The 25,894-nt window shown below is 62.8% G+C and carries 36 protein-coding genes; 14 read left to right on the top strand and 22 right to left on the bottom strand.

The window, feature by feature from the left end:
- Window positions 1–102: 102 nt before the first annotated feature.
- Both HRH33_RS16225 and yfcF read left to right on the top strand, forming a co-directional pair.
- Window positions 103–657, top strand: a complete 555-nt coding sequence (locus tag HRH33_RS16225; protein ID WP_034114329.1) for a DUF924 family protein — start codon at window positions 103–105, stop codon at window positions 655–657.
- Window positions 658–751: 94 nt separating this feature from the next.
- On the top strand, window positions 752–1,384 hold the full coding sequence (gene yfcF / locus HRH33_RS16220; RefSeq protein ID WP_173603524.1) for a glutathione transferase: 633 nt from the start codon (window positions 752–754) through the stop codon (window positions 1,382–1,384).
- On the opposite strand, the gene HRH33_RS16215 is transcribed toward yfcF, so the two are convergent.
- Complete coding sequence (locus tag HRH33_RS16215) at window positions 1,359–1,631, bottom strand: hypothetical protein (RefSeq protein ID WP_034098540.1); 273 nt, start codon at window positions 1,629–1,631, stop codon at window positions 1,359–1,361. The genes yfcF and HRH33_RS16215 overlap by 26 nt on opposite strands.
- A gap of 130 nt (window positions 1,632–1,761) precedes the next feature.
- On the opposite strand from HRH33_RS16215, the gene HRH33_RS16210 reads away from it, so the two are divergent.
- Entirely contained in the window at window positions 1,762–2,406 is a 645-nt protein-coding gene (locus HRH33_RS16210) for an ATPase (RefSeq protein WP_167417452.1), read from the top strand.
- A 34-nt stretch (window positions 2,407–2,440) separates the two neighbouring features.
- Entirely contained in the window at window positions 2,441–2,782 is a 342-nt protein-coding gene (locus tag HRH33_RS16205) for a hypothetical protein (RefSeq protein WP_094065920.1), read from the top strand.
- 48 nt (window positions 2,783–2,830) lie between these two features.
- On the opposite strand, the gene HRH33_RS16200 is transcribed toward HRH33_RS16205, so the two are convergent.
- Window positions 2,831–3,577, bottom strand: coding sequence for a creatininase family protein (locus HRH33_RS16200; protein WP_094065921.1), 747 nt, complete (start codon window positions 3,575–3,577; stop codon window positions 2,831–2,833).
- A gap of 30 nt (window positions 3,578–3,607) precedes the next feature.
- Complete coding sequence (locus HRH33_RS16195) at window positions 3,608–4,321, bottom strand: murein L,D-transpeptidase catalytic domain family protein (protein WP_034098532.1); 714 nt, start codon at window positions 4,319–4,321, stop codon at window positions 3,608–3,610.
- Between the two features lie 38 nt (window positions 4,322–4,359).
- On the opposite strand from HRH33_RS16195, the gene HRH33_RS16190 reads away from it, so the two are divergent.
- A complete protein-coding gene (locus tag HRH33_RS16190; RefSeq protein ID WP_167417453.1) occupies window positions 4,360–5,961 on the top strand; it encodes a L,D-transpeptidase family protein in 1,602 nt (533 codons plus the stop codon).
- Window positions 5,962–6,127: 166 nt separating this feature from the next.
- On the opposite strand, the gene HRH33_RS16185 is transcribed toward HRH33_RS16190, so the two are convergent.
- Window positions 6,128–6,628, bottom strand: a complete 501-nt coding sequence (locus HRH33_RS16185) for a P-loop nucleotide/nucleoside kinase family protein (RefSeq protein WP_167417454.1) — start codon at window positions 6,626–6,628, stop codon at window positions 6,128–6,130.
- A gap of 79 nt (window positions 6,629–6,707) precedes the next feature.
- Between HRH33_RS16185 and dapF the strand changes: the two genes are divergently transcribed.
- On the top strand, window positions 6,708–7,511 hold the full coding sequence (gene dapF / locus HRH33_RS16180) for a diaminopimelate epimerase (protein ID WP_167417455.1): 804 nt from the start codon (window positions 6,708–6,710) through the stop codon (window positions 7,509–7,511).
- On the opposite strand, the gene HRH33_RS16175 is transcribed toward dapF, so the two are convergent.
- On the bottom strand, window positions 7,499–8,641 hold the full coding sequence (locus HRH33_RS16175; RefSeq protein WP_167417456.1) for a PAS domain-containing sensor histidine kinase: 1,143 nt from the start codon (window positions 8,639–8,641) through the stop codon (window positions 7,499–7,501). The two genes, dapF and HRH33_RS16175, sit on opposite strands and share 13 nt — an antisense overlap.
- Window positions 8,631–9,446, bottom strand: coding sequence for an alpha/beta fold hydrolase (locus HRH33_RS16170; protein ID WP_167417457.1), 816 nt, complete (start codon window positions 9,444–9,446; stop codon window positions 8,631–8,633). Before HRH33_RS16170 ends, HRH33_RS16175 begins: the two co-directional genes overlap by 11 nt.
- 127 nt (window positions 9,447–9,573) lie before the next feature.
- On the opposite strand from HRH33_RS16170, the gene HRH33_RS16165 reads away from it, so the two are divergent.
- Complete coding sequence (locus tag HRH33_RS16165) at window positions 9,574–10,773, top strand: TPM domain-containing protein (protein ID WP_167417458.1); 1,200 nt, start codon at window positions 9,574–9,576, stop codon at window positions 10,771–10,773.
- Window positions 10,774–10,787: 14 nt separating this feature from the next.
- Here HRH33_RS16165 and HRH33_RS16160 read toward each other — a convergent pair whose 3' ends face one another.
- Both HRH33_RS16160 and HRH33_RS16155 read right to left on the bottom strand, forming a co-directional pair.
- Entirely contained in the window at window positions 10,788–11,213 is a 426-nt protein-coding gene (locus tag HRH33_RS16160; protein WP_034138547.1) for a GNAT family N-acetyltransferase, read from the bottom strand.
- 17 nt (window positions 11,214–11,230) lie between these two features.
- Window positions 11,231–11,722 (bottom strand): GNAT family N-acetyltransferase, encoded by a 492-nt coding sequence (locus HRH33_RS16155; RefSeq protein ID WP_167417459.1) that lies wholly within the window; start codon window positions 11,720–11,722, stop codon window positions 11,231–11,233.
- A gap of 357 nt (window positions 11,723–12,079) precedes the next feature.
- Between HRH33_RS16155 and HRH33_RS16150 the strand changes: the two genes are divergently transcribed.
- Window positions 12,080–12,547 (top strand): GNAT family N-acetyltransferase, encoded by a 468-nt coding sequence (locus HRH33_RS16150; protein WP_034098518.1) that lies wholly within the window; start codon window positions 12,080–12,082, stop codon window positions 12,545–12,547.
- A gap of 150 nt (window positions 12,548–12,697) precedes the next feature.
- Complete coding sequence (locus HRH33_RS16145) at window positions 12,698–13,174, top strand: DUF488 domain-containing protein (protein WP_034114080.1); 477 nt, start codon at window positions 12,698–12,700, stop codon at window positions 13,172–13,174.
- 21 nt (window positions 13,175–13,195) lie between these two features.
- Here HRH33_RS16145 and HRH33_RS16140 read toward each other — a convergent pair whose 3' ends face one another.
- The gene (locus HRH33_RS16140; protein ID WP_167417460.1) at window positions 13,196–13,465 is read right to left on the bottom strand and encodes a hypothetical protein; all 270 of its coding nucleotides are present in this window, start codon (window positions 13,463–13,465) and stop codon (window positions 13,196–13,198) included.
- Window positions 13,466–13,589: 124 nt separating this feature from the next.
- The gene (locus tag HRH33_RS16135) at window positions 13,590–14,075 is read right to left on the bottom strand and encodes an HIT family protein (RefSeq protein WP_034138546.1); all 486 of its coding nucleotides are present in this window, start codon (window positions 14,073–14,075) and stop codon (window positions 13,590–13,592) included.
- A gap of 139 nt (window positions 14,076–14,214) precedes the next feature.
- Here HRH33_RS16135 and HRH33_RS16130 point away from each other — a divergent pair, with 139 nt between their 5' ends.
- Window positions 14,215–14,544 carry a DHCW motif cupin fold protein gene (locus HRH33_RS16130; RefSeq protein ID WP_094065932.1) on the top strand — a complete coding sequence of 110 codons (330 nt, stop codon included), beginning with the start codon at window positions 14,215–14,217 and terminating at the stop codon, window positions 14,542–14,544.
- Window positions 14,545–14,586: 42 nt separating this feature from the next.
- Here HRH33_RS16130 and HRH33_RS16125 read toward each other — a convergent pair whose 3' ends face one another.
- Window positions 14,587–15,054, bottom strand: coding sequence for a copper chaperone PCu(A)C (locus tag HRH33_RS16125; protein ID WP_040268625.1), 468 nt, complete (start codon window positions 15,052–15,054; stop codon window positions 14,587–14,589).
- The gene (locus tag HRH33_RS16120; RefSeq protein ID WP_034098508.1) at window positions 15,054–15,659 is read right to left on the bottom strand and encodes an SCO family protein; all 606 of its coding nucleotides are present in this window, start codon (window positions 15,657–15,659) and stop codon (window positions 15,054–15,056) included. Before HRH33_RS16120 ends, HRH33_RS16125 begins: the two co-directional genes overlap by 1 nt.
- Before the next feature lie 195 nt (window positions 15,660–15,854).
- On the opposite strand from HRH33_RS16120, the gene HRH33_RS16115 reads away from it, so the two are divergent.
- The 4 genes from HRH33_RS16115 to HRH33_RS16100 all read left to right on the top strand — a co-directional run bounded on the left by HRH33_RS16115 (window position 15,855) and on the right by HRH33_RS16100 (window position 18,667).
- Entirely contained in the window at window positions 15,855–16,238 is a 384-nt protein-coding gene (locus HRH33_RS16115) for a DUF2946 domain-containing protein (RefSeq protein WP_167417461.1), read from the top strand.
- Between the two features lie 62 nt (window positions 16,239–16,300).
- Complete coding sequence (locus HRH33_RS16110; RefSeq protein ID WP_167417462.1) at window positions 16,301–16,822, top strand: putative natural product biosynthesis protein; 522 nt, start codon at window positions 16,301–16,303, stop codon at window positions 16,820–16,822.
- 67 nt (window positions 16,823–16,889) lie between these two features.
- Complete coding sequence (locus HRH33_RS16105) at window positions 16,890–17,333, top strand: membrane protein (protein WP_034138483.1); 444 nt, start codon at window positions 16,890–16,892, stop codon at window positions 17,331–17,333.
- A 77-nt stretch (window positions 17,334–17,410) separates the two neighbouring features.
- Window positions 17,411–18,667 carry an oxygen-independent coproporphyrinogen III oxidase gene (locus HRH33_RS16100; RefSeq protein ID WP_167417463.1) on the top strand — a complete coding sequence of 419 codons (1,257 nt, stop codon included), beginning with the start codon at window positions 17,411–17,413 and terminating at the stop codon, window positions 18,665–18,667.
- Here HRH33_RS16100 and HRH33_RS16095 read toward each other — a convergent pair.
- Genes HRH33_RS16095 through HRH33_RS16050 form a run of 10 tightly spaced genes read right to left on the bottom strand, consistent with a single transcriptional unit; the run spans window position 18,664 to window position 25,870 of the window.
- A complete protein-coding gene (locus HRH33_RS16095) occupies window positions 18,664–20,118 on the bottom strand; it encodes a nitrite reductase (protein ID WP_167417464.1) in 1,455 nt (484 codons plus the stop codon). The two genes, HRH33_RS16100 and HRH33_RS16095, sit on opposite strands and share 4 nt — an antisense overlap.
- Window positions 20,115–20,936 carry a uroporphyrinogen-III C-methyltransferase gene (gene cobA / locus HRH33_RS16090; protein WP_167417465.1) on the bottom strand — a complete coding sequence of 274 codons (822 nt, stop codon included), beginning with the start codon at window positions 20,934–20,936 and terminating at the stop codon, window positions 20,115–20,117. Before cobA ends, HRH33_RS16095 begins: the two co-directional genes overlap by 4 nt.
- A gap of 43 nt (window positions 20,937–20,979) precedes the next feature.
- Complete coding sequence (gene nirJ, locus HRH33_RS16085) at window positions 20,980–22,158, bottom strand: heme d1 biosynthesis radical SAM protein NirJ (protein WP_123480020.1); 1,179 nt, start codon at window positions 22,156–22,158, stop codon at window positions 20,980–20,982.
- A gap of 14 nt (window positions 22,159–22,172) precedes the next feature.
- A complete protein-coding gene (gene ahbB, locus HRH33_RS16080; RefSeq protein ID WP_034138478.1) occupies window positions 22,173–22,673 on the bottom strand; it encodes a siroheme decarboxylase subunit beta in 501 nt (166 codons plus the stop codon).
- Complete coding sequence (locus tag HRH33_RS16075; protein WP_167417466.1) at window positions 22,648–23,091, bottom strand: Lrp/AsnC family transcriptional regulator; 444 nt, start codon at window positions 23,089–23,091, stop codon at window positions 22,648–22,650. The genes ahbB (HRH33_RS16080) and HRH33_RS16075 overlap by 26 nt, the downstream gene beginning before the upstream one ends.
- Entirely contained in the window at window positions 23,084–23,572 is a 489-nt protein-coding gene (ahbB, locus tag HRH33_RS16070; RefSeq protein ID WP_034099829.1) for a siroheme decarboxylase subunit beta, read from the bottom strand. Before ahbB (HRH33_RS16070) ends, HRH33_RS16075 begins: the two co-directional genes overlap by 8 nt.
- 23 nt (window positions 23,573–23,595) lie before the next feature.
- Window positions 23,596–24,054: an Lrp/AsnC family transcriptional regulator gene (locus HRH33_RS16065; protein WP_034098492.1), complete on the bottom strand. Its 459-nt coding sequence runs from the start codon at window positions 24,052–24,054 to the stop codon at window positions 23,596–23,598.
- 1 nt (window position 24,055) lies between these two features.
- The gene (locus HRH33_RS16060) at window positions 24,056–25,225 is read right to left on the bottom strand and encodes a cytochrome D1 domain-containing protein (protein ID WP_167417467.1); all 1,170 of its coding nucleotides are present in this window, start codon (window positions 25,223–25,225) and stop codon (window positions 24,056–24,058) included.
- Window positions 25,222–25,539, bottom strand: coding sequence for a c-type cytochrome (locus tag HRH33_RS16055; RefSeq protein WP_034098488.1), 318 nt, complete (start codon window positions 25,537–25,539; stop codon window positions 25,222–25,224). Before HRH33_RS16055 ends, HRH33_RS16060 begins: the two co-directional genes overlap by 4 nt.
- A gap of 16 nt (window positions 25,540–25,555) precedes the next feature.
- A complete protein-coding gene (locus tag HRH33_RS16050) occupies window positions 25,556–25,870 on the bottom strand; it encodes a c-type cytochrome (protein WP_167417468.1) in 315 nt (104 codons plus the stop codon).
- Window positions 25,871–25,894 lie beyond the last annotated feature (24 nt).

Genomic DNA, 25,894 nt, shown 5'->3' with positions numbered 1-25,894 from the left:
ATAAGCGGAGTGTTATCCTATAACATTCAGGTGCGCAGCGTCCTGCTTCTGATACCTTCTGCGGTATTCGCTCAACCCTCACTGGAGGCCGCCACCGTGACCCTGCATGACGCAACAGCCAGCCATACTCCCCACAGCGTTGTTGATTTTTGGAAAACCGCGGGCCCCAAACGCTGGTTCGCCAAGAACGACACCTTCGATGCCACATTCCGCGACAGGTTCTACGCGACCCATCTGCAAGCCGCTCGTCGCGAGCTGGAGGGCTGGCTCGATTCGGCGGAAGGTGCGCTGGCCTTGCTGATCCTGCTCGATCAATTCCCGCGCAATGCCTTTCGCGGCACGGCGCATATGTTCGCCACCGACCCGCTGGCACGGCTATATGCAGAGCGTCTGCTCGACGCCGGCCTGGATCAGCAGGTAGAGCCGGCCCTGCGGGCATTCTGCTACTTGCCGTTTGAACACTCCGAAGACCCTGCCGACCAGCAACGCTCCCTGGACCTCAACCAGCACCTGGACGCAAGCACCTATCACTGGGCCAAGGAACACGCGCGCATCATCGAGCGTTTTGGGCGTTTCCCCCATCGCAATGCCGTGTTGGCGCGGGTCACTACCGCGGAGGAACAGACGTTTCTGGACGCAGGAGGTTTTGCCGGCTAAGTGCTATTCCTGCCGGGAATGCCCCCATAAAAAGCCTGCATTGTCTTTATCGTCGCCGATCTCGTAGCGTGGGCTTTATTTCAAGGAGATCGCCATGCACCACGAACCGCTGCGTCTTTATGTCGATTCGCTCTACACCAGTCCGTACGCCATGTCGGTGTTCGTCGCCCTGCGGGAAAAAGGCCTGGCTTTTGACACCATTCCCGTGGACCTGGACGCTGCGCAGAACCAGGCAGCCGATTACACCCGGTTGTCGCTGACGCAACGGGTGCCGACCCTGGTTGAGGGTGACTTTGCATTATCGGAGTCTTCCGCGATCACGGAGTATCTGGATCAGGTCTACCCGCACACGCCGGTGTACCCGACCGACCCAAAGCAGCGGGCCAAGGCGCGCCAAGTGCAGGCATGGTTGCGCAGCGATTTACTGCCGATTCGCCAGGAGCGCTCGACGCTGGTGGTGTTTTGCGGGCAGAAGATGCCGCCGTTGTCGCCGGTGGCCGAAGCGGCCGCGGCCAAACTGATCGCGGCGGCCCAGACGCTGCTGGCGGGTAATCCGGATTATCTATTCGGCCAGTGGTCGATCGCCGATGTAGACTTGGCAGTGATGCTCAACCGCTTGATCCTCAACGGTGACCCGATGCCTGCCGAGCTGGTGGCGTATGCGCAGCGCCAATGGCAACGCCCATCGGTACAGGCGTGGGTCAATCAGCAACGTCCGGCGCTGTAGCCGGTTCGGTCAACTGCGCGGCACGCCGGTCGAGGTCTTCCCAATCGGCCATGCCCAGCACCCGCGTGGTGTTCAAACCGCGCAGGTAACCGCGCAGTTGGTGGGCGCTGGCCTGGAAACGGTCGGCGTCCACCGTCTTATCCTGCAGCACCTGCTCGTACTCGGCCAGGTAATCGGCGACCCGATCGCGAAACTCCGGCAGGACGGCTTCGCGGATGCGGTCGAAGGTTTTCTGGTGGGGCTTCATGGAATAGTCCTTACAGTTTTATCGGTGCACTATCGGTTCAGATAATAGTCACCATCACGTAACGCAAGTTCTGTTTTTGCCGCATAAGCGCAAAATTGCCCCATCGACACGCCGTTCAGGGAAATGCGCGATGAGGACTTTAATTCAACTGTGTTCAATGTTGCTGATGCTCGGCGCTGCCTTGCTCACCAACCCCGCAATCGCCGGCGATCTGCGTACAGGCCATTTGCTACCGATCGACGCTAGCGTAGACTCTCTGCAGCCTACGCAATCGGTGGGTGTTTTGCTGAGCGACTACACCCGCGACAACCTCAGCTACCTTGAACGCTACCACGACATGGCCTTGAATGGCGCCAAGGATGCCCTCGACTCACGCATCCGTGCGGCGTTCGTTAATAGTTCCGACCCGGAGCTGGCCATGGACTGGTTGATGCATTCGCTGCAGGGCAGTTTTGTCTCGGTCACCGTTTACGACACTCTGGACGCCTTGGTACAAGCCCATCCCGATGTGGTGGTGATGCTCGACACCCATAATCAGTTGCTCACACCGCGCAATGACCAGGTCCAAGCGCGGTTTGTGGCGCGGTTCTATGACGCCAACCTGCAATACATCGCCAAAGCCGAAGGCTCGGTGCAGCGGCAAGTGCCGTCGGTGTGGGTGCGTGACAAGGCTGCACCGGAGATTGCCGCGCAGATCGAACAGCAGCGCGATGTGCAGCTCGATGCCCTCAAGCAGTTCGACGCGTCGCTCAAGGCCCTGATTCGTGCGGGTTGATATGAACTTTTATTGTTATCGTCAGGATTTTTTCATGCGCTCTTTTTTCGTACCGGCCACGGCCTTCGCTTCTGTATTACTGGCCGGATGCGTTTCCGCACCCAACACCCCGAGCTTGACCTTGCAGACCACCAAGGCGCCTGAAAGCTATATGCAGTGCGTGCTGCCCAAGCTGGAAAAACACGGCATCTCTTCCACGGTCACGCAAAATTCCCGTCACGCCAAAGTGGTGTTGACCAGCAAGATTGCTGCCGACGATGTGCTGGAAGCCTATAAGGCCGGGGAGGGCGCCAAGGTGTTTTTGTATGAGCGCAAGCCGCTGGCATCGACCATTACCCCGTCGCGGCTGGAGATAGCGGCCAAGGAATGCCAATAACCCGATGACGGCGATGAGAGGGGCTTGGCCCCTCTCACCAAGGGCGATTTACGGTTTGGCTTCGTCAGCGAAGTGGCCCACCGTTTTGATCAGCCCCTGAGCAGCCAACGCCACCAACTCCCCACCTTTTTCCACCGTCGCCAGTGCCGGGTCCGAGCCCATGCGGCCATCGGGGAAGCGCGCGCGGAAGTCCAGGGCTTCGCGGATTGGCCCGGTGTTGGCAATTTGTGGCGAGTACTCGGCCGTCTTGATTGCGTCCGGATAGGCCCATTGGGTCACCGCAATTTCCGACGGTGTGGCGTGGCTGCCATGGCCGACCGGGAACTGACGCTGGGCCAGCTCGTTGACGCCCTCCAGATCCCACCAGTTCACCAGTTTCAGCGCGAACCCGGCCGGGCGCCGCGCAAAGCTGGCTTCAGCGTACAGCTCGGAAAAGGCCGCTTCGATGGTAGCGATATTGCCGCCATGGCCGTTCAAGAACAGGATCTTCTCGAAACCATGCCCGGCCAGCGAACGCACCCAGTCGCCAATCGCAGCGATAAAAGTGGAAGGGCGCAGCGAGATGGTGCCGGGAAACCCCAGGTGGTGCTGGGCCATACCGATATTGAACGTGGGGCCGATCAGCAGATCGGCGTGCCGTTGCGCTTCATGGGCGATGATTTCCGGGCACATCCAGTCGGTGCCCAGCAGGCCGGTGGGGCCGTGTTGCTCGTTGGAACCGATGGGCACCACCACCGTGCGGCTGCGCTGTAGAAACTGCTCGATCTCGATCCAGGTGGACTTATGTAGAAGCATTGAGTGCTCTCTCTAATCGGTGGGGACAGGCTAACCGCCACGGATTGTACGACTACTGGCCACCTGCTGGGGTTTGCAATTGAGGTAGGTCGAGGACTTCAACCAGCGCTGGTCGGGATACCACGAAAACATGAACTGCCCGTCCTTGAGCTTGTCCACCACTTGACGCGCCACTTGCGGGCGGACGGCCGGGCAACCCTGGCTGCGACCGATACGGCCTTCGCGCTTGCTCCACAGCGGGCTGACGTAGTCGGCGGCATGAATCACAATGGCGCGGTCGCGGGCTGAGTCATTGAAGCCCGGCTCCAGGCCATCCATGCGCAGCGAATAGCCGTGGGTGCCCAGGTAACTCTCCTGAGTGCGGAACAGGCCCAGGCTGGATTGATGGCTGCCTTCAAGGTTGGAGAACTGCGTGGCGAAGTTTTCCCCGGACTTGGCGCCGTGGGCCACCAGGTCGCGCAGCAGCAGGGTTTTCTTGCGCAGGTCGAAGATCCACAGGCGACGGGCGGTCGAAGGTTGGGAATAATCGATCACGGCCAGGCGTTCGGAACGTTCTTCGCCATTATTGACCGCGCATTGCACAGCGTTCAGGGCGCTTTTGAGCACAGTGGGATTGAGTTCTGGAGCCGAGCGCGCCAGGCTGCTATACAAGGAAGGAACGTTGCCGTCGGCGGCGAGCACAGATGTACTCAACACAGCCAGGCTTGCGGTGATCAGGCCGAGGCGGCACATAAAAGTCAGCATCTACAGTACTTCCCCCACTGTGGATTGGAGCTAAGGCATTGTTCAAAAAACACGCATGTTACTTGAGCATTTGCTTGCTCGTTGCACCACTGGTCGCCACGGCCGAAGCGCTGCCCGTTGAACCCTTGCCGGTGACCACGCCGGCGCCGATCGACCTGGCCCCCGTGCAACAGGCGCTGGCACAGTTGCCCAGTGTCTGCCCTGGCCTGGCGCCGCAGATCGACGCCGCCGCGCAACTGCGTTTGCAAGCCTTTTATCAGCAGCAGGGCGATGTCGCGTTGTGGTCCGACGAAGCCCGTCGCCAAGCCTTGCATGCCCAACTGCAACTGCTCGCCGACGACGGCCTGGACCCTTCCCACTATAGCCTGCCAACCGTAGATGCCACGGCCAACGTGCTGTGCAGCGATATCGACAGCAGCCGCCACTATCTGCAAGCCCTACAGGATTTGCACTACGGGCGCTTGCAGCAATCGCGCTTCGAGCCGCTGTGGCACGCGCAGCCGCCGAGCGGCGATCCGAATGCCGAGGTGTTGGCCTTCGCTGCATTGGGCCTGCACGACATGGCGCAAGCCTTCGACCAAGCGCGTCCCAGCGCCGACCTCTACCGCAGCCTGCGCAATGCCTACGCCAGCGTGCGTCAGCAACCCTTGCCCCATTGGGACCCGGTGGGCAGCGGCCCGTTGTTGCGCCCTGGCATGGAAGACGCGCGAGTACCGGAGCTGGCACGGCGTCTCTTTAGTGGCGGCTACCTGGCCGCTGAACCCAAGGGGGGCGGCAAGCAGTACCGCGCGGAACTGGTAGACGCGGTCAAAGCCTTTCAGCTCAGCCATTCATTGCAGGCCGATGGCGTGATCGGCGCCGGCACCGTGGCCGAACTCAATATCAGCCCGGCGGTACGGCGCGAGCAGTTGCGCATCAACCTCGAACGCTTCCGCTGGCTGGCCCAGGACCTGGAACCCGAAGGCGTGCTGGTCAACGTCGCTGCTGCGCAACTGAGCGTGTACCAGAGCGGCATCCCCGTGTGGCAAACCCGTCTGCAGGTGGGGCGCGCCGAGCGCCAGACACCGTTGCTCAAGTCGCGCATCACCCGCTTGACCCTCAACCCCACTTGGACCATCCCGCCCACTATCATGCGCGAGGACAAGCTCCCGGCCATTCGCCTCAACCCCGAATACCTGCGCCAGCAGAACCTGCAAGTGCTCGATGCCGAAGGCCACCCGCTGACGCCGGACCAGATCGACTGGGCGCGCCCCGGCAATATCCTGCTGCGCCAGGAAGCCGGTCCGCGCAATCCGCTGGGCAAAATCGTGATGCGCTTTCCCAATCCCTACTCGGTGTACCTGCACGACACCCCCAGCCAGCCGCTGTTCACCAAGGGCCCGCGCGCGTTCAGCTCCGGCTGCGTGCGGGTTGAACAACCGTTGCTGCTGCGCGACCTGCTGGTCAGTCCTGCCGAGCGCGCTCGCACCGACGAACTGCTGGCCACCGGCGTGACCCACGAATTCCGCCTGGCCACTCCCGTGCCGGTGCTGTTGAGTTACTGGACCGTGGAAGTGGATCGTCAAGGCGGGCTGGTGTACGCGCCGGATATCTACGGGCGCGACCCGGTGCTGATGAAGGCGATGGGCAGCGTGCTCTGATACAGGGCCGCTTCGCGCCCTCGCGCGGGCGGTGCGACGATTCCACAAGCCCGCTCGCCACCTAAAAGCTCACGGCAAAAGCGTGCTTAGGGTGGCTTTATGGGGTGAGCGGACTTGCCCCGCGCTGGGTGGCGCAGCAGCCCCAAAAACACCAGCGCGATTCCACTTATCGCCCCAGATGAGCGAGCAGCCTTTCAACCGCCTCGGCTGCCGATAGGTTCGCCGTGTCAACGCTCAATGGCGCCTGCGCCCAGGCTTCGTACTCATGGGCCATCACCGACCGCCAGGTGGGTGGCGTCAGGCCGGGGATATCCCCCGTACGGCATTCAACCCGGCGTTGATGTTCTTGTCGGTCAGAGCAAATCACCTGTACGTCCACTAACTCGACGCCCGCCGCCAGGGCTACCGTTTGCCAAGCGGCGCGGCTTTCCCGCACGGGGTTGACACCGTCCGCGATCACACAATGGCCCAAGCGCAGATTGCTCAACGCCACGGCATTGGCCACACCGTAACCGCTGCTGCCCACATCGCCCGCCAGCACCCCGGCATCGCGAATGGCCTGCTCGATCACATCGATCCGCAGGTGAACCGCGTTGAGCCGCCGCGCCAGTTCATAGGCCAGGGTGGTCTTGCCGGTGCCGGGCAATCCGCTGAAGACGATAAGCATGGTTCGGTCCTTCGATAGGTCAAGGCGGCGGCTTCAGGGTATCCTCAGGTTCCCTCTGCGGTCGACCTCAGGACAGCCCGTGACTCTACCTTTCGTGAAAATGCACGCCCTGGGTGATGACTTCATCATCATCGACCGCCGGGGTCTGGACGACCCCATTACCGCGCAGATCGCTCGGCGTTTGGGCAATCGTCATACCGGCATCGGCTTCAATCAACTGGCCGTGCTGCTGGACTGCGATGACGCCGCCGCACGCGTCAAATTCTGGAATGCCAATGGCACGGCCTTGCAAGCCTGCGGCAGTGCGACGCGAGGGGTGGCCGACCGTTTGATGCATGAAGCCGGCAGTGACTCGATTGTGCTGCGGACCGATCGCGGCTTGCTCACTTGCACGCGCGAGGCAGGGCGGCGGGTGTCGGTAAGCATGGGGCCGCCGTCGCTGGAGTGGGCAGCAGTACCGTTGGCCGAAGCCCTGGACACCCTTGACTTACCGCTCGAAGGGCGCCCGGCGGCGTGCAGCATGGGCAACCCGCATTGCACGTTTTTCGTGGCGGATATCCTCGCCGTCGACCCGGCCGTTGCGGGTCCGGAGCTGGAGCAGCATCCATTATTCCCGGCGGGAACCAACGTACATTTCGTCCAGGTGCTCAACCGTGGCCACATCCGCCTGCGTATCTGGGAGCGCGGCGGCGGCGTGCCGTTGGGCTCGGGAACGTGCTGTTGTGCGGCAGTGGTCAATGGTATCCGCCGTGGTTTGCTGGACAGCAGGGTGCAGGTGCAATGCGATGGCGGCACGGTCAGGGTCGATTGGGACGGGAGAGGCGCAGTGGTGTTGACCGGCAGTGTCGAGCCGGTCATGCAGGGCAACGCCTACGTGTTCTGAAACGTCACCGTAAACGTAGTGCCGGCGGTCGCGCAGGAACTTACCGTCACATCGCCGCCATGCACCTTGGCCAATTCGCGCACGATGTACAAACCCAGACCTACGCTGCGCACATCACTGCCTTGGTCGGTGCCGCGGGTCATCGGTTCGAACAGCCCGGCCAGCAAGACTTGAGGGATCGGCGCGCCGTGGTTATGCACGGATACCGCGCCTGCGCCATTGTCCAGGCACGAGGTGATGGTGATGGGCTGCTGTAGATCGCCATAGGCCACGCTGTTGGCCACCAGGTTGCCGATGATTTGCTGCACGCGGTCGGCGTCCAGGCACGTCTCGCCCGCGCCTTCGGTGCAATGCACCAGGGTGGCCTTGGGGAAGGCCACACGCAGTTCATCCACCGCGCGATGAATCACGTTGTGCAGGTCCAGTGGCGCGGCTTTGATCACGATGCCGTGGCCGACCCGCGCCTGGGTGAAATCCAGCAGGTCGGCGATCATGCGCTGGGCGCGTTCTGAGGATTGGCCGATATGCCCCAACAGCTGACGCTCCTTGACGGTGCGCTCGTTGCGGCTGAGAAAGTCCGAGGCCATGCGAATCGCGGTCAGCGGGTTTTTCAGGTCGTGGCTGACGATCGCCATCATTTGTTCGGCGAACACCGCACGTCGCTGGGAGATAGCATAGGCCTGCTTCAGCTCCGCCTGGGCATTCTGCAAGGCCAGTTCGGTGGAGGTTTTTTCCTGCAGCAACGCTTCGGCCAGGTTGCGGGCGTTCAGCAGTTCGCGTTCGTATTTGTCGCGGTCGGTGGTGCCGAACAGCGCCAGGTCGTAGACCACCTCATCGGCCTGCTGGCGTTTATTGCCGTTGAGCAGCACAGTCACCTTGTGGCCATCGCGGTGCAGGATGTCCAGTTTCACTTCGGTGACGCTGCCGTGCATGCGCAGCATAGGGGCCAGATGGGTCTGGTGGAAAATTCGCCCACCCATGGTCAGCAGGTCCTGAAACCTGCGCGTGCACAGCTCGGCAATACTGAACCCCAGCCAATCGCCGAACCGCGCATTGGCCTTGAGGATCGTGCCGTCTTCGCCGGTAACGGCCAGGGCACACGCGGCGCTGTCGAATAACTCAGCCGGCACGGGTGGCCGTCCACGGCGCCAGGAAACCCTGCATGGCCGCCGCGCACGCTTGGGGGGCGCTCATATGCGGGCAGTGGCCGACGTTGTCCACCAGGCAGTACGTGCTGTTGGGCATCACGCTGTGCAGGTACTTGCCCACCGCCACCGGGGCGATCAGGTCATCGCTGGATTGCAGGATCAACACCGGGGTGGCCAGGCCGATCACGTCCTGGCGGTTGTCCGAGGTGAACGTCACCCGTGCGAAGTGCTTGGCGATATCCGGCTCGGTGCGGCAAAAGCTGTCGGTCAGGGTGTCGCTGAGTGCCGGTTGCCCCGGCGCGCCCATGATCACCGGGGCCATGGCGCTGGACCAGCCCAGGTAGTTGCTGTCGAGGGTGTCGAGCAGCTCATCGATATCGCTGCGCTTGAAACCGCCCACGTAACCGTCCGTATCGATATAGCGCGGCGACGGGCCGATCATCACATGGGCCGCGATACGCCCTGGCGCCAGGCGGTCGGCGAGGGTGCCGATCATTGCACTGACCGAATGCCCGACCAGAATCACCGGGCCCTCGGCATAGGCGTCGATAATCTCGTTCAAGTCGTGGGCGTAGCCGTCCAGCGTGCCGTACTTGGTCTTGTCGAACGCGCTCAGGTCCGACAGGCCCGCGCCCACCAAGTCATAGAGCACTACGCGAAAGTGCTCTAGAAACGGCGGCGCCAAGTCGTTCCACATGGCCTGGTTGCAGCCGAAACCGTGGGAGAACACCAGGGTCGAGGTCCCGTTGCCCATGACGTTGACGTTGTTGCGGTGACGTAGATCCATGGGCATCTCAAGATTATGGCGTATCGCTATTGGCGGCCAGTTTAGATAGTCAAGCGCTTTGGGTCACGCGTTATAGCGCCGATGGAGTAAAGTCGGCGTCTTCAGGAAGAAACCTCAGGTAACAAATATGATGCGTCGGTTGCGGCAAACACTTTTGAGTCTGCTGGTGCTTGTGTGTGCCAGCCTGTTGCTGACCGTTCGCGCCGAGACTTCTCCCATCGGCGTCGCCTTGGACCAGCGGGTGATCGACCTGACCGATACCTTGGACGCCGCTACTACCGCCCGCCTCAAGCAACAATTGGCTGACTTGGAACAGCGCAAAGGCGCGCAAGTCGCCGTGCTGTTGGTGCCCACCCTAGGCGGCGCGGACCTTGAGGACTATACCAATCAACTGTTCCGCGCCTGGAAGCTGGGGCGCAAGGACGTTAACGATGGCATCCTGTTGCTGGTGGCCAAGGACGATCGCAAGGTGCGCATCGAAGTGGGCTATGGCCTTGAAGGCACGGTCACCGACCTGCTGGCGCACCGCATCATCGCGGAACATATCACCCCGGCTTTTCGCCAGGGCGACTATGCAGGCGGGATACAACAAGCGGTCGATGACCTGATCACATTAGTGGATGGCGGCGATCTGCCCGCGGTCGCCGATACCGCCATTGCGCCCGGCGCTATCGCGGTGTTGCTGGCATTTATCCTCGGCGCCATCGGTGGTGTGCTGATCGCGGCGCGCAAGGTAGGTTGGCGCGCTGCGCTGATCGCCACACTGGTGATTACCATCGGATTGGCGATCTTTGCCGGTGGCCGCGAATGGCCTATGTACCTGCTGGTGGTGCCGCTGACCCTGTTGATCGGCGGCGCGACGTTCGGTGCATTGTGGCTGGCGCGCGCAGCCTTCTACGCTGTGATAGGGCTGTTGACCTATATCCTCGGGGTGGTGATAGCGAACCGGTTTGTGGACCTCAGTTATGTCCATTGGCTGGCGTGGCCGCTGGGTGGCCTGGTGGTCCTGGGGTTGTACGTGCTGCTGTTTCTGCTGATCAAGGCTTCCTGGAAGAACAGCCCGCGCGGGTTTCTGCTGCGATTGTTTGCGGTGGCGGCGATCTACGCAGCGGCGGGGCTGCTGCTGGGGCAAGGCGCCCAGGGCTGGCTGATCGCGGTGCCGATCGCATCGTTTCTGGCGCTGTTTGTGTTTATCCAAAGCAGCGCGGGGACCGGGTCGGGTGGCGGGTCAAGCTCCAGCAGCTCCAGTTCGAGTTCAAGTTCCAGCAGCAGTTCATCCGGTGGTGGCGGTTCCAGCGGCGGTGGCGGGGCGTCGGGGAGTTGGTGAAGTCACGCCAGCGTTCACAGGGTCTTGGACAAGAACACCCGGCTACTGCCGACGGGGTCACACGGGATCTCGCCAAACCGCACCCACCCGTGTTTTTCGTAGAACCCCGGCGCCTGGAAACTGAGGGTATACAGCACCGCCTGCCGGCAGCCTCGGCGCCGGGCTTCATCCTCGAAAGCCTGCAGCAACTGCCGGCCCAACCCGGCACCGCGCAGTGAGTCGGGCAGGTGAAACAGATCGAGGAACGCCATGCCGAGGGTGGTTTTACCGCTGATGCCGCCAAGGATTTGCTGGGTGTCCGGATCTTTGATCAACAGCGTGAGCGGCACGCGGTCGTTGTAACCGGTAATGGCCTCGTTGAACGCGGCCAGACCGCCACCCAGAATGCGCTCGGCTTCGGGGTTGGGTTGGTCGCTGATTTCAATGCGCGGTGCGGTCATCATCGATCCTCCCTGGATTACAGCGCCATCACCATCTCATGCCACGCCATCCCGCCGTGATCCGAAGGCGATGGCCGTACATAGGTGTAACCCATGCGCGTATACAGCGGCACGTGCTGCTCTTTGCACATCAGATGAATCGTCTGTTTGCCCATGACGCGCATGTGCTGCACGAACTCGGTCATCAGCACGTTGGAATAGCCGTGGCCCTGATGTGCCGGGTCGACCACCACCGACATGATCACCACATTCGGCGCCTCGGGCGCATGGCCAACCAACTCCTTGAACGCCTCGTCCGACATCACCACCTGATGGGCGCAGCCGCTGTTGATAAACCCCACCACCTCGCCATCCGCCTCCAGGATCAGAAAACCCTGGGGGTACTGCGCAATGCGCGTGGCGATCTTTTCCAGCGTCGCGGCTTCGTCGCCTTCGTAGGCGGCGATTTCGATTGCATAGCAGCGAGCGGCATCAGTGGGGAGGGCGTTGCGCAGGGTTAGGGCAGGCATGGGTGTTTCCTGGGACATTGAGCGAAAGGCCACATCATAGCGGCCTCGCTGGGCCTCTGCGCTGAACAGGGCTCAAAAAATGGGAAGGGGCTTGTTCGCGTCAAGCATGGTAACGGATACTTTTCCGACGATTTTGGCCATGGTCGTCGACGTCAAGCAGGCAGTGTGAAACCTGACGGTAACCGTGATACCAATGTGGGAGGGGGCTTGCCCCCGATGGCGGCGTGTCGGTCAGCGCATCTATCACTGAACCCGCGCCGCATACCATTGGCGAAACCAAGCTTACCAACTACGCACGGATAGCGACCGTTATTCATTCACCCGAGCGGGTATGAATACGTATGAAGGAAGGACCTCATGCTGGAAATAAAATGCGCCACCCTCAACGATGCCGATGCCGCGTTTGACATCCGCCGCGAAGCCATCCGCAGCCAATGCGTCGGCGCCTACACCGCTGAACAAATGGCACTCTGGACGCGTGGCAACGCTGAGGACGGCTACAGCGCACTGATGGACAAATCGTTTTATCTGGGCTGGTTCAACGACGAGCCTGTCGCCACCGGCATGCTTGACCTGGACAACAACGAAATCGGTGCGCTGTTCGTGTTGCCCGCTTTCACCGGGCGTGGCTATGGCAAGGCGATGCTGGATCACCTTGAAAGTCTCGCGCGGGAACTGGCGATTGAAGAGGTGGTGCTGGATGCGACGTTGAACGCCGCGAGTTTCTATCGAGCATGTGGTTATGTCGGGGATGAACAGGCCATTTACCACTCACCGTCGGGGTTGCAGTTGGCGTGTATCCCGATGAAGAAGCGGGTTGGCTGAACCGATGGCCTGATGAGCGAGGGCCATAGGTTTGTTACGCAATGATTGGCTCCGCTCGTCACTCGCCACGGCTCGTCAATTTCAGCCGATGTTATAGCCCCGGCGTTTTTTTACCATTTGATCGCGCCGGCAGGCCTTAGGAGAATCTGCATGAACCTCTACACCGCAGGCTACGAGGGACTGACCATCGACGCATTCATTGCACGACTCAAGCAGGCCGGGATCGACAGAGTGCTGGATGTGCGTGAATACCCGTTATCGCGGAAAAAAGGTTTTTCCAAAAATGCCTTTGCCCGGGATCTGGCCGCACAGGGGATCGCTTACGAGCATAACCGGTCGCTCGGCTGCCCAAAGCCCATACGCAAGCAGTACAAGGAAGACGGTGATTGGACAACCTATGCGCGCGAGTTCAGGGCTTATATCCGCACCCAAGGCACGGTGTTGAACGAGCTGGTTTGCAATGCAGCCCAGCAGCGGATTTGTATGGTCTGTTATGAGGCGGACGCCCGCTTTTGCCATCGCAGTTTGATCGCTGAAGCCGCGCTGGAATTGAAGCCCTCGCTCGACATTCAACACCTACCCTTCAAAACAACGCTATTTGATGATCGTCTTCTTTCTGTGGCTTAGGCGGATAAATCAGGCTCACGATCAACCACTGGTTGATTGCAGCTTGTCAATTTCCTCCGAAGTCCATGCTTGCGAGGCTGATTTCTGAATGCGAAGTGCGGTGACGCGTGCAGGTTTGATCAGGCCTAGCGTGACGTTATGCTCAGCCCTGGCTTTATCCAAGGCGTCAAAATTCTGATAAATTTTCAGCCTGTCCAGCAACACCCGCCGCTCGCACCAATCACCTGCGGGCAAAACTCTCCCCGCACAAATGCTGTCCACACCGATCAATATCCGAACTTTGCGTTTCATGCGGGCCATATCCAGACGTCTTATTTGAACTGTATCCAGAGACCGGAAAACTGCCAGATAGACGTGTAACCGCATATGCAGATCGCCTGCATCACCGCTATGTCAGTTCACGCAAAGGTCGGTATCAGTCGCGCATACAGGCGCGCAGGCGGTTGATGACCTGCGCGACGGACGGACCTTGAGTCGCCGGCGTCGTCGGACTCTCGCCGAACTCGCGCCATACAAATAGCGTCAACTCAGCCCCGTCGGTCACTAGTTGGGTCGGGTTATGCGAGCCAAAGCGTTGCAACTGCCGATAACGTTCATCCTGCCAGAACGCGTCTTCCACCCAGTCGTACACCGGGATCAAATGAAAATGCAACGGGAAGCCCGGCATATGCCCATAGCGGCTGATATAGAGCCACTTTGGCCGCAACTGCGTCTCCATAATCCGCTGGGCTCTCGCCAGCAATCCCCCCAGTTCGGCCAGTGCGGCGTCGGGCATGTCGGCAAGAGAATCTATCGGCGCCTTGGCGCCCAGCATCAAGTAACCCGGTAGCCTGGACGTCAGGTGATGATTGAGCTGCCAATGGTCGGTCTCAAACAAGACGTAAGCGGGGTCGATCAGCATCAGCATGTCTCCTCGGAGATGGGCGAGCAGAATAACAAGCACGCTTGCCTGTATGCCGCAAAACCACTCCATCTGTGTCTACCCGCCCCCCAATCAGCCAGTTAGCCTCAAGCCACCCTAACCCACGACCGAGTCCCCCATGGATCTTACCGCCGTCCCGTTTTGCACCACCGATTGGTCCACTGTTGAACCGGTCATCTACCCCGGTGTGACCGGTAGCGCTACCTGGCGCACCGGGCACTTTGGTACGACTCGCGTGCGTATGGTGGAGTACAGCGCCGGGTACCTGGCGGATCACTGGTGCACCCGTGGGCATGTGTTGCTGTGTCTGGAAGGCGAGTTGCACACCGAGCTGGCGGATGGGCGTCGGTTTACGTTGACGGCCGGGATGAGTTATCAGGTGGGCAATGAGATGGAAGCGCACCGTTCATCGACGCTGCACGGTGCGAAGCTGTTTATCGTGGATTGATGGGCGGGTTGAGGTGAGCCAACCCTTACCCAACGGGTGCAATCAATGCTTATGGCTAGGGGCCATGCCGTCCACGCCACGAGCGATAGCTTTGACTTCAACGGCTTGCTGTTCGCCCTTGGCGTTTTCCACGGTCAGGGTCAGCGGCACCGGGTCGCCTTCTTTGATCTGGCCGGTCAGGCCCATCAGCATCACATGGTAGCCATTGGGGTCGAGGGTGACGGCTTTGCCGGCAGGCAGGGCCACCGAGTCCACCGGGCCCATGCGCATCACGTCGTCTTGCATGCTCATTTCATGGATCTGCACGTCCTTGGCCACCGGCGAGGCCACGCGCAGCAGCTTGCTGTCGACGTCGGCGGTGACGGTCATGAATGCGCCGCTGGCGGGTTGGCCCGGGACGGTCGCGCGGACCCAGGCGTCGCTGACCTGCACCTGGGCGCTGGCGTGGGCGGCGAGGCCCAGCAGGGTCAGGCCGAGGGTGAGGCGCTTGAGGTGTTGAACGGCAGTCATTAGCAGACCTCCATGACGGTGAGCAGGTCTTCTGCGCACTCTTGAGCGGTAAGGGATGCCTGGAGCCCCAGGCGCAGGTTGCCACGGGTGTCGAAGACAAAACTGGTGGCGGTATGGGACAGGGTGTAGGTGTCGCCGGCCGGGATCTTTTCATAAAAGATGCCGAATTCCTTGGCGGCCACGGCGATTTCTTCCGGGGTGCCGTACAGCGCTTCGAAGCTGGGGTCGAAGGCCTTGACGTACTTGTCGAGAATCTCCGGCGTGTCGCGCTCTGGGTCCAGGGTGATAAAGATCACCTGCATGATCTCGCCGTCGCGGCCCATCAGCTTCTTGGCCTGGGCCGCGCGGGCGAGGGTGGTGGGGCACACCGCCGGGCATTGGGTAAAGCCGAAGAACACTACCGGCATCAGGCCGCGATAGGAACTGAGGGTGACCGTCTCGCCCTCGGTGTTCTTGAGCTTGAACGTGCGACCCATGATCTTGTCGCTCAAGTCCTTGCCGTACTTGAAGTTCAGTTTGGGGCTATTGTCACAACCGGCCAGCAGGCCCAGGCCCAACAAGCCCATACCGGTCAGGACCTTGCGGCGGGTGAATAACGTACTCATCAACTGTGCATCCTGTGAAACGCCTGCATTGCGCTGGATCTACCCATCAGGCCGTGAAAAAGCAGGCATTTGAAGTAAGAAACGAGGAGGGCGGCAAGTCTACCAACCCACGCCGGCCTGCGTAATCTGCGACGTTCTGCCACAGGGGCGCGTCGCGCTTCATCCGTCGGCGGCTGGGATGGTAGAGTCGCGGCCATGAAATTGAGCCTGCCCGACCGTTCGCTGATCGCCTGGATCCTGTACTGCTGCGTGCTGATGAACCTGTTCGTGTGCGGTTTGAGCCATGGTCAGATGCTCGGCCAGCAGCTCAATGGAATCGGCGGGGCGTTCTGTTCGGTGGACGGCAAACCGGCGCCACTTTCCGATAAAGGGTCGGGCAACGCGGCTTCCAGCAACATTTCGAACTACTTTGCCTGCCCGGTGTGCGCCGCCTTGACCGTCGCCCTGGTGTTCCTGATCGGCTTGGCCTGGCTGCTCGGCCTGGGTCAAACCCCGCGCGCAGCCCATGCCCAGCGCAACAAAGCGCCGCCGCGCTACGCCTGGCCCTCGGCCAACCCCCGCGCTTCTCCCGCCTGCTGACGTGTGCCTTGGGCCCCTTGTGACCAGGGGGCGTTCTATCGTCACGAGTGTGAGTGCGTTCCATGAATCATCCATCGCCAGCCGGCGCCCTGCGCCTGCGCGCAGCACCGGCGCCTGCGCAATACCCCAGTAATGCCCGCTGTTTCGTCCACCTGGACGCGCGTCTGTTGCCGTACTGGCACAGCCTGTTCGACATCTGCCCGGCGCTGCTCAAGCTCGACCCGCCCGAAGGCCTGAACCTGTTTCGCAGCTTTATGACCTGGGCCTACCGCAACCAGCCGGCCGCAGATTGGACCTACCACCTGAACGTGTGCCGTTGGTTGCTCGGCTCGGCCTACCGCACGCGCATCAATGAGGAACCCATCGAAGCGTTTATGGCCGCCGCTGCGGCGAGTTGGATCAATACCGACCACAGCCAGGCCGAGGGCATCGTGCTGGCATGGCGCGCGCTGCGGGTATTCGATTGGAAAGTCACGCCGCCCGCCGCCGTTGAGCAACCGCCATTGCCAGCGTCCGCCTGGGATTTCGCCTGGAGCCCGCTGAGCCAGCGCGGTGAGTGCTACGGCTGGCAGGTGCTGACTTGATCGGCATCAAGGTGGCCCGCCGCCGCGCGCGCCACACTGCAATCCCGGTGCGATCTGTGAGGCCATCATGCTCTATCTGCTGTTTCTGTTGGCCCACCTGTTCGCGGCGCTGATCTTTATCGGCACGGTGTTTTTCGAAGTGCTGATTTTGGCCAAGGTGCAGGCGCAATTGCCCGCCCGGGCGCGGGTGTTGGTGGAACAAGGCATCGGCCGCCGCGCCCGGGCGCTGATGCCGTGGGTGCTGTTGGTGCTGTTCGGTGCCGGTCTCGGCATGGTCTGGCTGCGATACCTGCCGGTGCTGGCCGCGCCTACGGCGTCGTCCTTTGGCATGTTGCTGTCGCTCAAACTGCTACTGGCCGCCAGTGTGCTGCTGCATTTTGTGACGACCTTACTGCTTATGCGCCGTGGCCGCGCCAGCGAGCGCTACCTGCGCGGGGTACACCTGAGCCTGTTTGGGCATATGGTCGCCATCGTGCTGTTGGCCAAGAGCATGTTCTACCTCAGCTGGTAGGGCCCTTGATGCACATCAAGGTGCGTCGAGGCCCGCCGCCGGACAATGGCTCACCGCCCCTTGATCCGGAGCCTGCCATGCACACTGTCATCCCCCTCGCTCGTCACGGTCCAGGCGTGCTGGACCTGAATGGCCAGGCCGATATCCGCCGTTTCCACCCTGGCATAGGCTCCCTGGATATGTTGCGCGCCCTGCGCACCAGCCGCCAACGGCAACGCCCGCTGGCCGTGACCCTGCATTGGCCGGCCAACCCACCGAGTGACGAATACCCACGCAGCCTGGCCCAAGAGATCCAGCTGGTCGGCTGCCACCTGGGCGCTCGCCAGCCGCTGGAGTACTTCCAGTGGCGCGGCGCGGCGAGCATCGGCGCGGTACAAACACTGATGGCGGCCATGCGCGAGCGCTTTCATTTTCTTGCCCCTGGCCGCGGTGACTACGGCATCGACCTCGACCCGTACCACACCGATTGGGCCGGCATGGGTCTGCTGCGCGACCTGGGCTTCAACCACGTCTGTATCGGCGTGCCCGACGCGCGCGCCGAAGGGGCGCACGCCCTGGCCTGGTACCGCGACCCAGCGCCGATCCAGTCCTTGATCGATGCGGCGCGCACTTTCGATTTCCGTTCGGTCAGCGTCGATCTCGGCTACGGCAGCGCTTGGCAGACCCTCGCCAGCTTCGATACCAAGCTCGCCAGCCTGATCGCCCTGGAGCCGGACCGCCTGCAGGTGTTTGACTACGCCCGGCCGCCCAGCCGTTATCTGGCCCAGCCTGCCCAGGCGCAATGCAGCGCGGCGGATAAAGCCGAAATGCGCCAGTTGTGCTTCGAGCGCCTCGGCGCGGCGGGTTACCACTACATCGGCCTGGGCCTGTTTGCCCGCGGCGACGACGACCTGGTTCAGGCCCAGGAGCGCGGCCGCCTGAGCCGCACCAGCGAAGGGTTCACTCTGCACGGCTATTGCGATCATATCGGCCTGGGCCTGGGCGCCATCAGCCAGATCGACGGCTTGTGCGCGCAAAACAGCAGCACCGAACCGGCCTACGCCCAAGCCCTGCACAATGGCCAGCTCCCCACCTGCCAGGGCTGGCAACGCCAGGTCGGCGACGGGTTGCGCGAATACGTGGTGGAGCGCTTGGCCTGCGACCTGGAACTGGATATCCAGGCCATCGAGCGGCGTTACGGGTTGGTGTTTTCCCAGTATTTCGCCACGCTCTGGCCGCTATTGGAGCAATGGGCGCGGGACGGCCTGATCGAATTGTCGGCGCAGTTTCTGTGTGTGCTGCCGGACGGGCGCCGGCAGGTGGATGAGCTGTGTGGGTTGTTCGAACAGGCCTAGTGGGAGGTGCCCTCGGCGAATTCGATTTTATTGCCCACGTTGTATTTGCCCGACGGCTTGTTCATGGGCAGGCGCTTGACCTCCTTGAGGGTTTGGCTGTCGTAAACGATCAACGCGCCGTCCGTGGCCCAGATGCTTAGTAACACGTAGCGTCCGTCGCGGGTGAATTCCACATGGGCGGCGGTCTTGCCCGGCACCGGGCGCAAGGTGTGGGAGATTTCCAGGGTCTGTTTGTCGATCAGGTGGATGGCGTCGTTGTCCGGGCCGAAGAACACGTCGCTCCACACATAGCGTGAGTTCACATGGCTGCGCATAAAGAAGCCTGGCCCCAGGGTGGGAATCTGTTTGATCAGCGCCCAGGTGTTCAGGTCGATCACCGAGATTTGCCCTTTGCTGATATTCGGTGTGGCGAACACCCAGTGCCCATCGCGTTGCCAATAGGTGCCCGAGCCCAGGTGCGGCATGCCCGCCAGCGGGATATCGGTGACCACCGCGCCGCTGTCCAGGTCGATTACCTGGCCGCCCCCGGCCTTGCGCGAGGTGGCGATCAACTGTCGGTAATCGGGAGAAAACGAAAAATCATCGAGCACGTCCTGGGCCTGGATGCGCCGGGGCTCGAAGCGCGGTTGCGCGTCGGCATACGCCAGTTCCCACACCTCGTTCAGATCCTTGAGCGCGACGATAAAGCTGTTGCGCGGCGGTGCGGTGTACACGGCACTGACCCGCGAACCGGTGTCCAGAATCTTGACCAGCGACAGATCACGCGCATCCAGCAGCACCAGATTGCCCGGCAGGTAGTTGCCCGCCAGCACCCAGCGCCCGTCTTTGCTCACCGCCAGGTTGCGAGTGTTGAGGCCGACGCGGGTTTCGGCGATCAGCTTGAGGTTATGCAGGTCGTATTGGCTGATCCAGCCGTCCCGGGAGGCGAAGTACACAAAGCGCCCATCCGGGGAAAACTTCGGCCCGCCGTGTACCGCGAAGTGGGTGGGGAAGCGGTCCAGCACATTGAAAGTGTCACCGTCGAGAATGTCCATGTGATGATCCCCCGATTCCACCACCACAAACAGGTTGAGCGGGTCGGCGTGGTGCTGCGGGGTGGTCGGCAGTTGGCTCAGGTCCGCCAGTACGGTGTGGCTGGCGCGGATCGCCTGGGCATCCCAGGTCGGTGGCGATGCCGGCGGCTGTTGCAGAAAATCCACCAGGCCGTCGATGCGCGCGCTGTCCAATTGCGCGGCGAATCCGGCCATTTGGCTGGCCGGTCGGCCGTCGCGTATCACCTGGCGCACCTCGTCGGGCTTGATCCGCCCCAGGCTTTCGGGCAACAACGCCGGGCCGCTGGCACCGATGCGGTTGAGGCCGTGGCACTGCTCGCAGTACTGGCGGTAATCCTCGGCCGGCGTACCGTGGGCGACGTTGGCCCACAACAGCGGCACCAGCAGCAGGCGTTTCATACCGCCACCGCTGCGCGCGGCGCTGCCAGGCTGGCCGGGAAGTGCAGGGCGGCGCCGGCGAACAGGTCCACGACCTGGCCGATCACCGTCAGGGTTGGCACGCCGGGTTCGCAGTCGGCGGCCAGGGTCGGCAACTGGCGCAAGGTGCCACGGGCCACCTGTTGATCGGCGCGCGCACCGTTGCTGATCAGCGCCGCCGGGGTATCCGCCGACAAACCGGCAGCCATCAGGTGTTCGGCGATCAGCGCCAGGTTCGACAGGCCCATATAGAACACCAGGGTCTGGCTCGGCTCGGCAAGGCTGGCCCAGGGTAATTTCAGCGCACCGTCGCGCTGCAGGTGCCCGGTGACGAAACGGCACGAGTTGACCAGATCGCGATGGGTCAACGGGATTCCGGCGTAGGCGCTGCACCCGGACGCGGCGGTGATCCCTGGCACCACTTGGCACGGAATATCCCGCGCCAGCAGGTATTCGAGCTCCTCGGCGCCGCGCCCGAAAATAAACGGGTCGCCGCCCTTGAGGCGCACCACGCGCTGGCCTTCGCCGGCCAGTTCCGCCAGCAGTTCGTTGAGTTGATCCTGGGGCAGGCTGTGATGGCCGCTGGCCTTGCCCACGTAATGGCGGGCGCAGGTGAGCGGGATCAGCGTGAGCAGTTCGGCGCTGATCAGCCGGTCGAATACCACGGCATCGGCCTGCATCAGCAGGCTCCAGGCGCGCAAGGTAAGCAAGCGTGGGTCGCCGGGTCCGGCGCCCACCAGCGCGACTTCACCGGGGTGCAAAGGGCTGTGCAGGCTGGGGGGGAGGGCAGTGGTGTGCATGGGACATCCTTGGTCGATCATCAGGAGCGCTGCCCCGGTTGTGTCACCGGGTGGAGCACGGAATCAGGTTGGGCGAGCGCATGGCGATTTCATCGTCGCTCAGGTAGCAACCCGGGTCCGGGCCCCACAGGTCGCCATCGGCCCAGGCGCGGGTACGGGTGTTGCCGTTGCAGATCGGCAGCCAGCGACACTCGGCGCAGCGCCCGCCGATGCGGCGCGGGTATTCGCGCAGGCGCTGCAGCAAGGGGTCGGGTTGGTCGAGCCAGAGCTGGCGGAATGTGGTGTTGCGCACATTGCCCACCGAGTGCTGCCACCAGTAGGTGTCCGGATGCACCTCGCCGGTGTTGTCGATATTGGCGATGCCGCTGCCCGACGCATTGCCGCCCCAACCGTGCAACAGGTGCTCCAGCTGCGGGTAATGCTCGGGCAGATGGCGATGTACCCATTGCAGCAACAGCACCGCGTCGGCGTCGTTGTTGCCGCTGACAAAATCGCTGGCCACGCCGTTTTCGATGTCCTCCCAGGCTTGCTGGAAAATCAGCGCCATGGCGTCGCGGCTGATCTGCCGGTGCGCGTCCAGTTGGCGGCTGCGCTTGCCGCGCCCGCTGTAGTTGAGGTGCGACAGGTAGAACTTCTGCACGTCGTAAGCGCGCATCAGCGCGAGCAATTGCGGCAGCTGCGCGTGGTTGTCCTGGGTCAGGGTGGTCCGCAGGCCCACGCGAATGCCGGCTTCGCGGCACAGACGTATGCCATGCAACGAGCGCTGAAAGCTGCCGTGTGACTGGCGAAAGGCATCGTGGGTCGCCTCCAGGCCATCGATACTGATGCCTACGTAGTCGAAATGCGCGTCGGCAATCTGCTGGATATTGCGCTCATCAATCAGCGTGCCGTTGGTGGACAACGCCACGAAAAAGCCTTTGTCGCGGGCGTAGGCGCTCAGCTGGAATATATCTGCGCGCAGCAGCGGCTCGCCGCCGGAAAGGATCAGTACGCGCACGCCGGCTTCGTGCAGGTCATCGATCACCCGCAGCGCGGTGGCGGTGTCCAGCTCATCGCGGAACACACTGTCGGCGCTGGTGGCGTAGCAATGCTTGCAGGTCAGGTTGCACCGGCGCAGCAGGTTCCAGATCACCACTGGCGGCCGCTTGCTGCCGGGGGCCGAGACGCGCGGCGCCGGGCATTGGCCGGCCAGGGTGCGCAAGTACTGACTGATTCGCAGCATGGGCTATTCCTTTTTCAGTGCGCCGGCGGCAAGCGCAGGCCGGTTTTTTTCAGGATGCGACTGCTCACCAGCATCTCGTCGGCGCGGCAGGCATCGGCAAGCAAAAAACGCAGGTGCTCGCGGTAGCTGTCGATTTCTTCACGGCTGCGCCCATGCACCATGGCGAACAGGTTGTAGGGCCAGCCCGCGCGCCGGGGGCGGCGGTAGCAGTGGCTCACGAACGGCTGCGCGCCGATCAGTTCGCCCAGGCGTGGCAGTTGCTCGTCGGCCACGTCCCACACAGTCATGCCGTTATGCCGATAGCCCAGGCGGTAATGGTTGGGCACCGCCGCGATGCGCCGGATCACGCCCTCGGCCTGCAGGCGTTTGAGCAGGTCGAGGGTCGATTCGACGCTGATCCCCAACTGCTCGGCCAGCCACGCCCATGGGTCTTCCAGCAGCGGCAGGCCGTCTTGAGTGAGGGCGATCAGGCGCAGGGCCAGGGGGCTGTCAGACCGGGAAATGCAGACCGACATGGTAGGTGTGCTCCTTGGGCAGGTTGAGCACCGTCAACCCGGTCAGGGTTTCGATGCGCGACAGGGTGGCGTCGAGTTCCGCAGGGCTGGCGCAGGCCAGCACGAACCACATGTTCCAGGCATGTTCGCGGCGGTAGTTGTGGGCCACCTGGGGCAGGGCGTTGAGCTGCTCGGCGACGGTGTCGAAGCGCGCCTCGGGCACTGCCAGCGCGGCCAAGGTGAACGCCCCGCCGACGCGCTCGATATCAAACATCGGGCCGAACCGGGTGAGCACGCCGTCTTCAAGCAACGCGTGCAGGCGGTCGAGTACCTCACCGGGGGCGCAGCCCAGTTCCTGCGCCACTGACTGCCAGGGCTGACGCACCAGGGGCAGGCCGTGCTGCAGGCGATTGATCAATTGGCGATCCCGTTCATCCATGGGCCCACACCTGCGACGGTGGCGGCGCAAAACGTCCGCCGCATTGTTTGAACGCGTGGGTACTGAACAGCACCTGGTGGGGAAGGTCGTTGAGCAGGTGCTCGGCCAATAGCGTCTCGATGTGCGCCTCGACCACCGCCCGCTCGCGGCCGTGGACCATACAAAACAGGTTATAGCGCCACTGCGGCAGGCGGCGCGGACGCTGGTAACACAGGTTCACCCCCGGCGCGCGGCCCAGGCGCTGGCCGACGTTATCCACCAAGGCATCCGGCACATCCAGCACCAGCATGGCGTTGGCCACAAAACCCAGGGCGCGATGGTTAAGCACCAGCCCGACGCGCCGGAACAAGCCTTGTTCATGCCAGTGCTGCATTTGCTGCAACACCTGGTCGTGATGGGCACCGATCTGCTCCGCCAGCGCGTCGTAAGGCCGCGAGACCCGTGGCAAACCGCGCTCCAGGCACTGGCGCAGGTCGAGCATCTGCTCCTGGGTTAGCGGCGCGATCACGGATGCCCTCCCAGGGAGAACCCGAGGTCGATGCGGTAGGCGCTGAGCATCGGCAGATCCAGCGGTGTCAGGCCGGTGTCTTGTTCCAGCTCATCGAGGATCTGCTGTAGATGTTGACGGTGCGGGCCGGTCACCACGAACCACAGGTTGTAGTGATGCTCGCGGGCGTAGTTGTGATTGACTTCCGGGTATTGGCTGACCCGCGCCGCCACCTGTTCCAGGCGCTCGGCCGGGACTGCCAGGGCGGCCAGGGTGCTGGCACCGGCGCGGGTATGTTCGAACACCGGGCCGACGCGCGAGAGGGCGCCGGCCAGTTCCAGGCGTTGCAGGCAGGTCATCAGTTCGGCCTCGCTGCACTTCAAGACCTGGGCCATTTCCCGGTACGGTTCGGCGCACAGCGGCATGCCGTGCTGGTAGCGTTCGATCAAGTGCTGGCTGAGTCGATCAAGGTCCATCTCAATACCCCATTTTTTGTGCACGAGTGCTGAAGAAAATTCCGCTGGGGCTCAAGGCCGGCAAGGTCTTGAGCAAGGTCATTCGATACGGGTCCCAGACCTGCACCTGCTCGCCGTCGCGCACCGACAGCCACAGCTGTTCGCCGCGCCCGGTGAACTCCATGTGCAGCACGCCGGGGCCGGGGCGCAGGTCGGCGACCACTTGGTGGGTTTCGCTGTCGATCACCTGCACGCGGTCGTTGTCCGGGTAGGCGAAATTGACCCACAGCTGGCGCCCATCCGGCCGTGCGGTGACGAAGATCGGCTGGCCGGCCACGGCGATCGCGGCGCTCTGCTGCCAACTGCGCGCGTCCATCACCAACACCTGGTGTTGGCCCACGGCGGGCACGAACGCCTGGTTGTCGGCTACGGCCCAGCCTTCCAGGTGCGGCATTTTGTAAACCGGCAACTTGGCCTGCCCGCGTCCGTAGTCCTTGAGTACCCGTTGCACACCGCGCTCCGGGTGCCACAGGTCGAGCTGGGCCATGCCGTCCTCGCCGAACAGACCGGCCATGTAGTAGCGACCGTCGGCGGTGATCAGTGCGTCATAGGGCTGCTCGCCGATGTCGGTGAAACGGGTGAGGGTTGGGGTGTTGCCGTGGCTGAAGTCCGCGCTCCAGATCTCGCCGGTGTCGAACAGGCTGAACACGAAACGCTGCCCCGGCGCGTCCACCAGCCCCACCACCCGCGAGCGTTTGCCGTTGGCCAGGGGCGTGGCGGGAATGTCGGCGACCTGCTCCAAGGTGACGGCATCGAACACCTTGACCCCGCCCGGCTGGTAGTTGGACACGGCAATCAGGCGGCCATCCTGGCTGATCGCGCCGCCAATACTGTTGCCGCCCTGGATGATGCGTTTAGCGATGCGCTGGGTCAGCAAGTCGACCTTGGTCAAGCCGCCGTCGCGGGCAAACACATAGGCATAGCGTTGGTCGCGGGAAAACACCGCCGAGGCGTGGGACAGATCGCCCAGCCCTTCGATGCGCGCCAGCTCGGTCATGCCGCTGCTTTCAACGATCTGCACACTGCCGCTGGCACGTTCGATCACCAGGCCCAGATCACCGCTGCCGCGCAGCGTCGGTTGGGCACAGGCGCCGAGCAGCAGGCACAGGGAGAACACGGCGGGTCGCATCATGGGGTGGGGCGTCCTTGCAGCAGGCGGTCGGCCAGCCAGGCAATATCGCCGGCGCTGAGCAGTGGGCCCCAGCCGGGCATGGCGCGGGCTGGGCGACCGTAAGTGATGGTGGCGATCAGGCTGGCGCGAGGTTGGCCGGCCAGGGCCTGGGGCGTGAGGGGCGGGCCGAGGCCGCCGGTCAGGTGCAGGCCATGGCAGGCGCCGCAGTCCTGAGTCAGCAGGTGTTCGAGGCGGGCGGCGTCGGGTGTCGCCGTCGCCCACGCGGGAATCAGCATGAGCACCGCCATGGCCGAACCGAACATCGATGCTTTCATGGCGTGCTCCTTGTGGTTATTTCAAGCTCAGGACCCAATCGGCCAACACCTTGGCTTCTTCATCGGTGACCTGGTTCGGCGGCATCGGGATCGGCCCCCAGTTACCCTGGGTGCCGTTCTTGATATGACTGGCCAGGGTCGCGGCGGCGTCTTTCACGCCGGTGTTCTTGGCGGCGACATCCTTCATGGCCGGGCCTACCAACTTGCTGTCCAGGGTGTGGCAGCCGACACAGGGCTTACTGTTGAACAGGGCTTGGCCGTCTTGAGCCAGGGCCGGCTGCAGGCTGAACGCAGCGCTGCAAGCCAGCAGTGCGAGGAGCATATTTTTCATGGGCGGACCTCGTGTTGATGGGGC

Origin of the sequence: Pseudomonas rhodesiae, assembly GCF_013285305.1 — a bacterium.
Taxonomy (GTDB): Bacteria; Pseudomonadota; Gammaproteobacteria; order Pseudomonadales; family Pseudomonadaceae; genus Aquipseudomonas; species Aquipseudomonas rhodesiae.
Note: the sequence above shows the minus strand (reverse complement) of the source record. Positions and strands in the feature narration are given on the sequence as shown.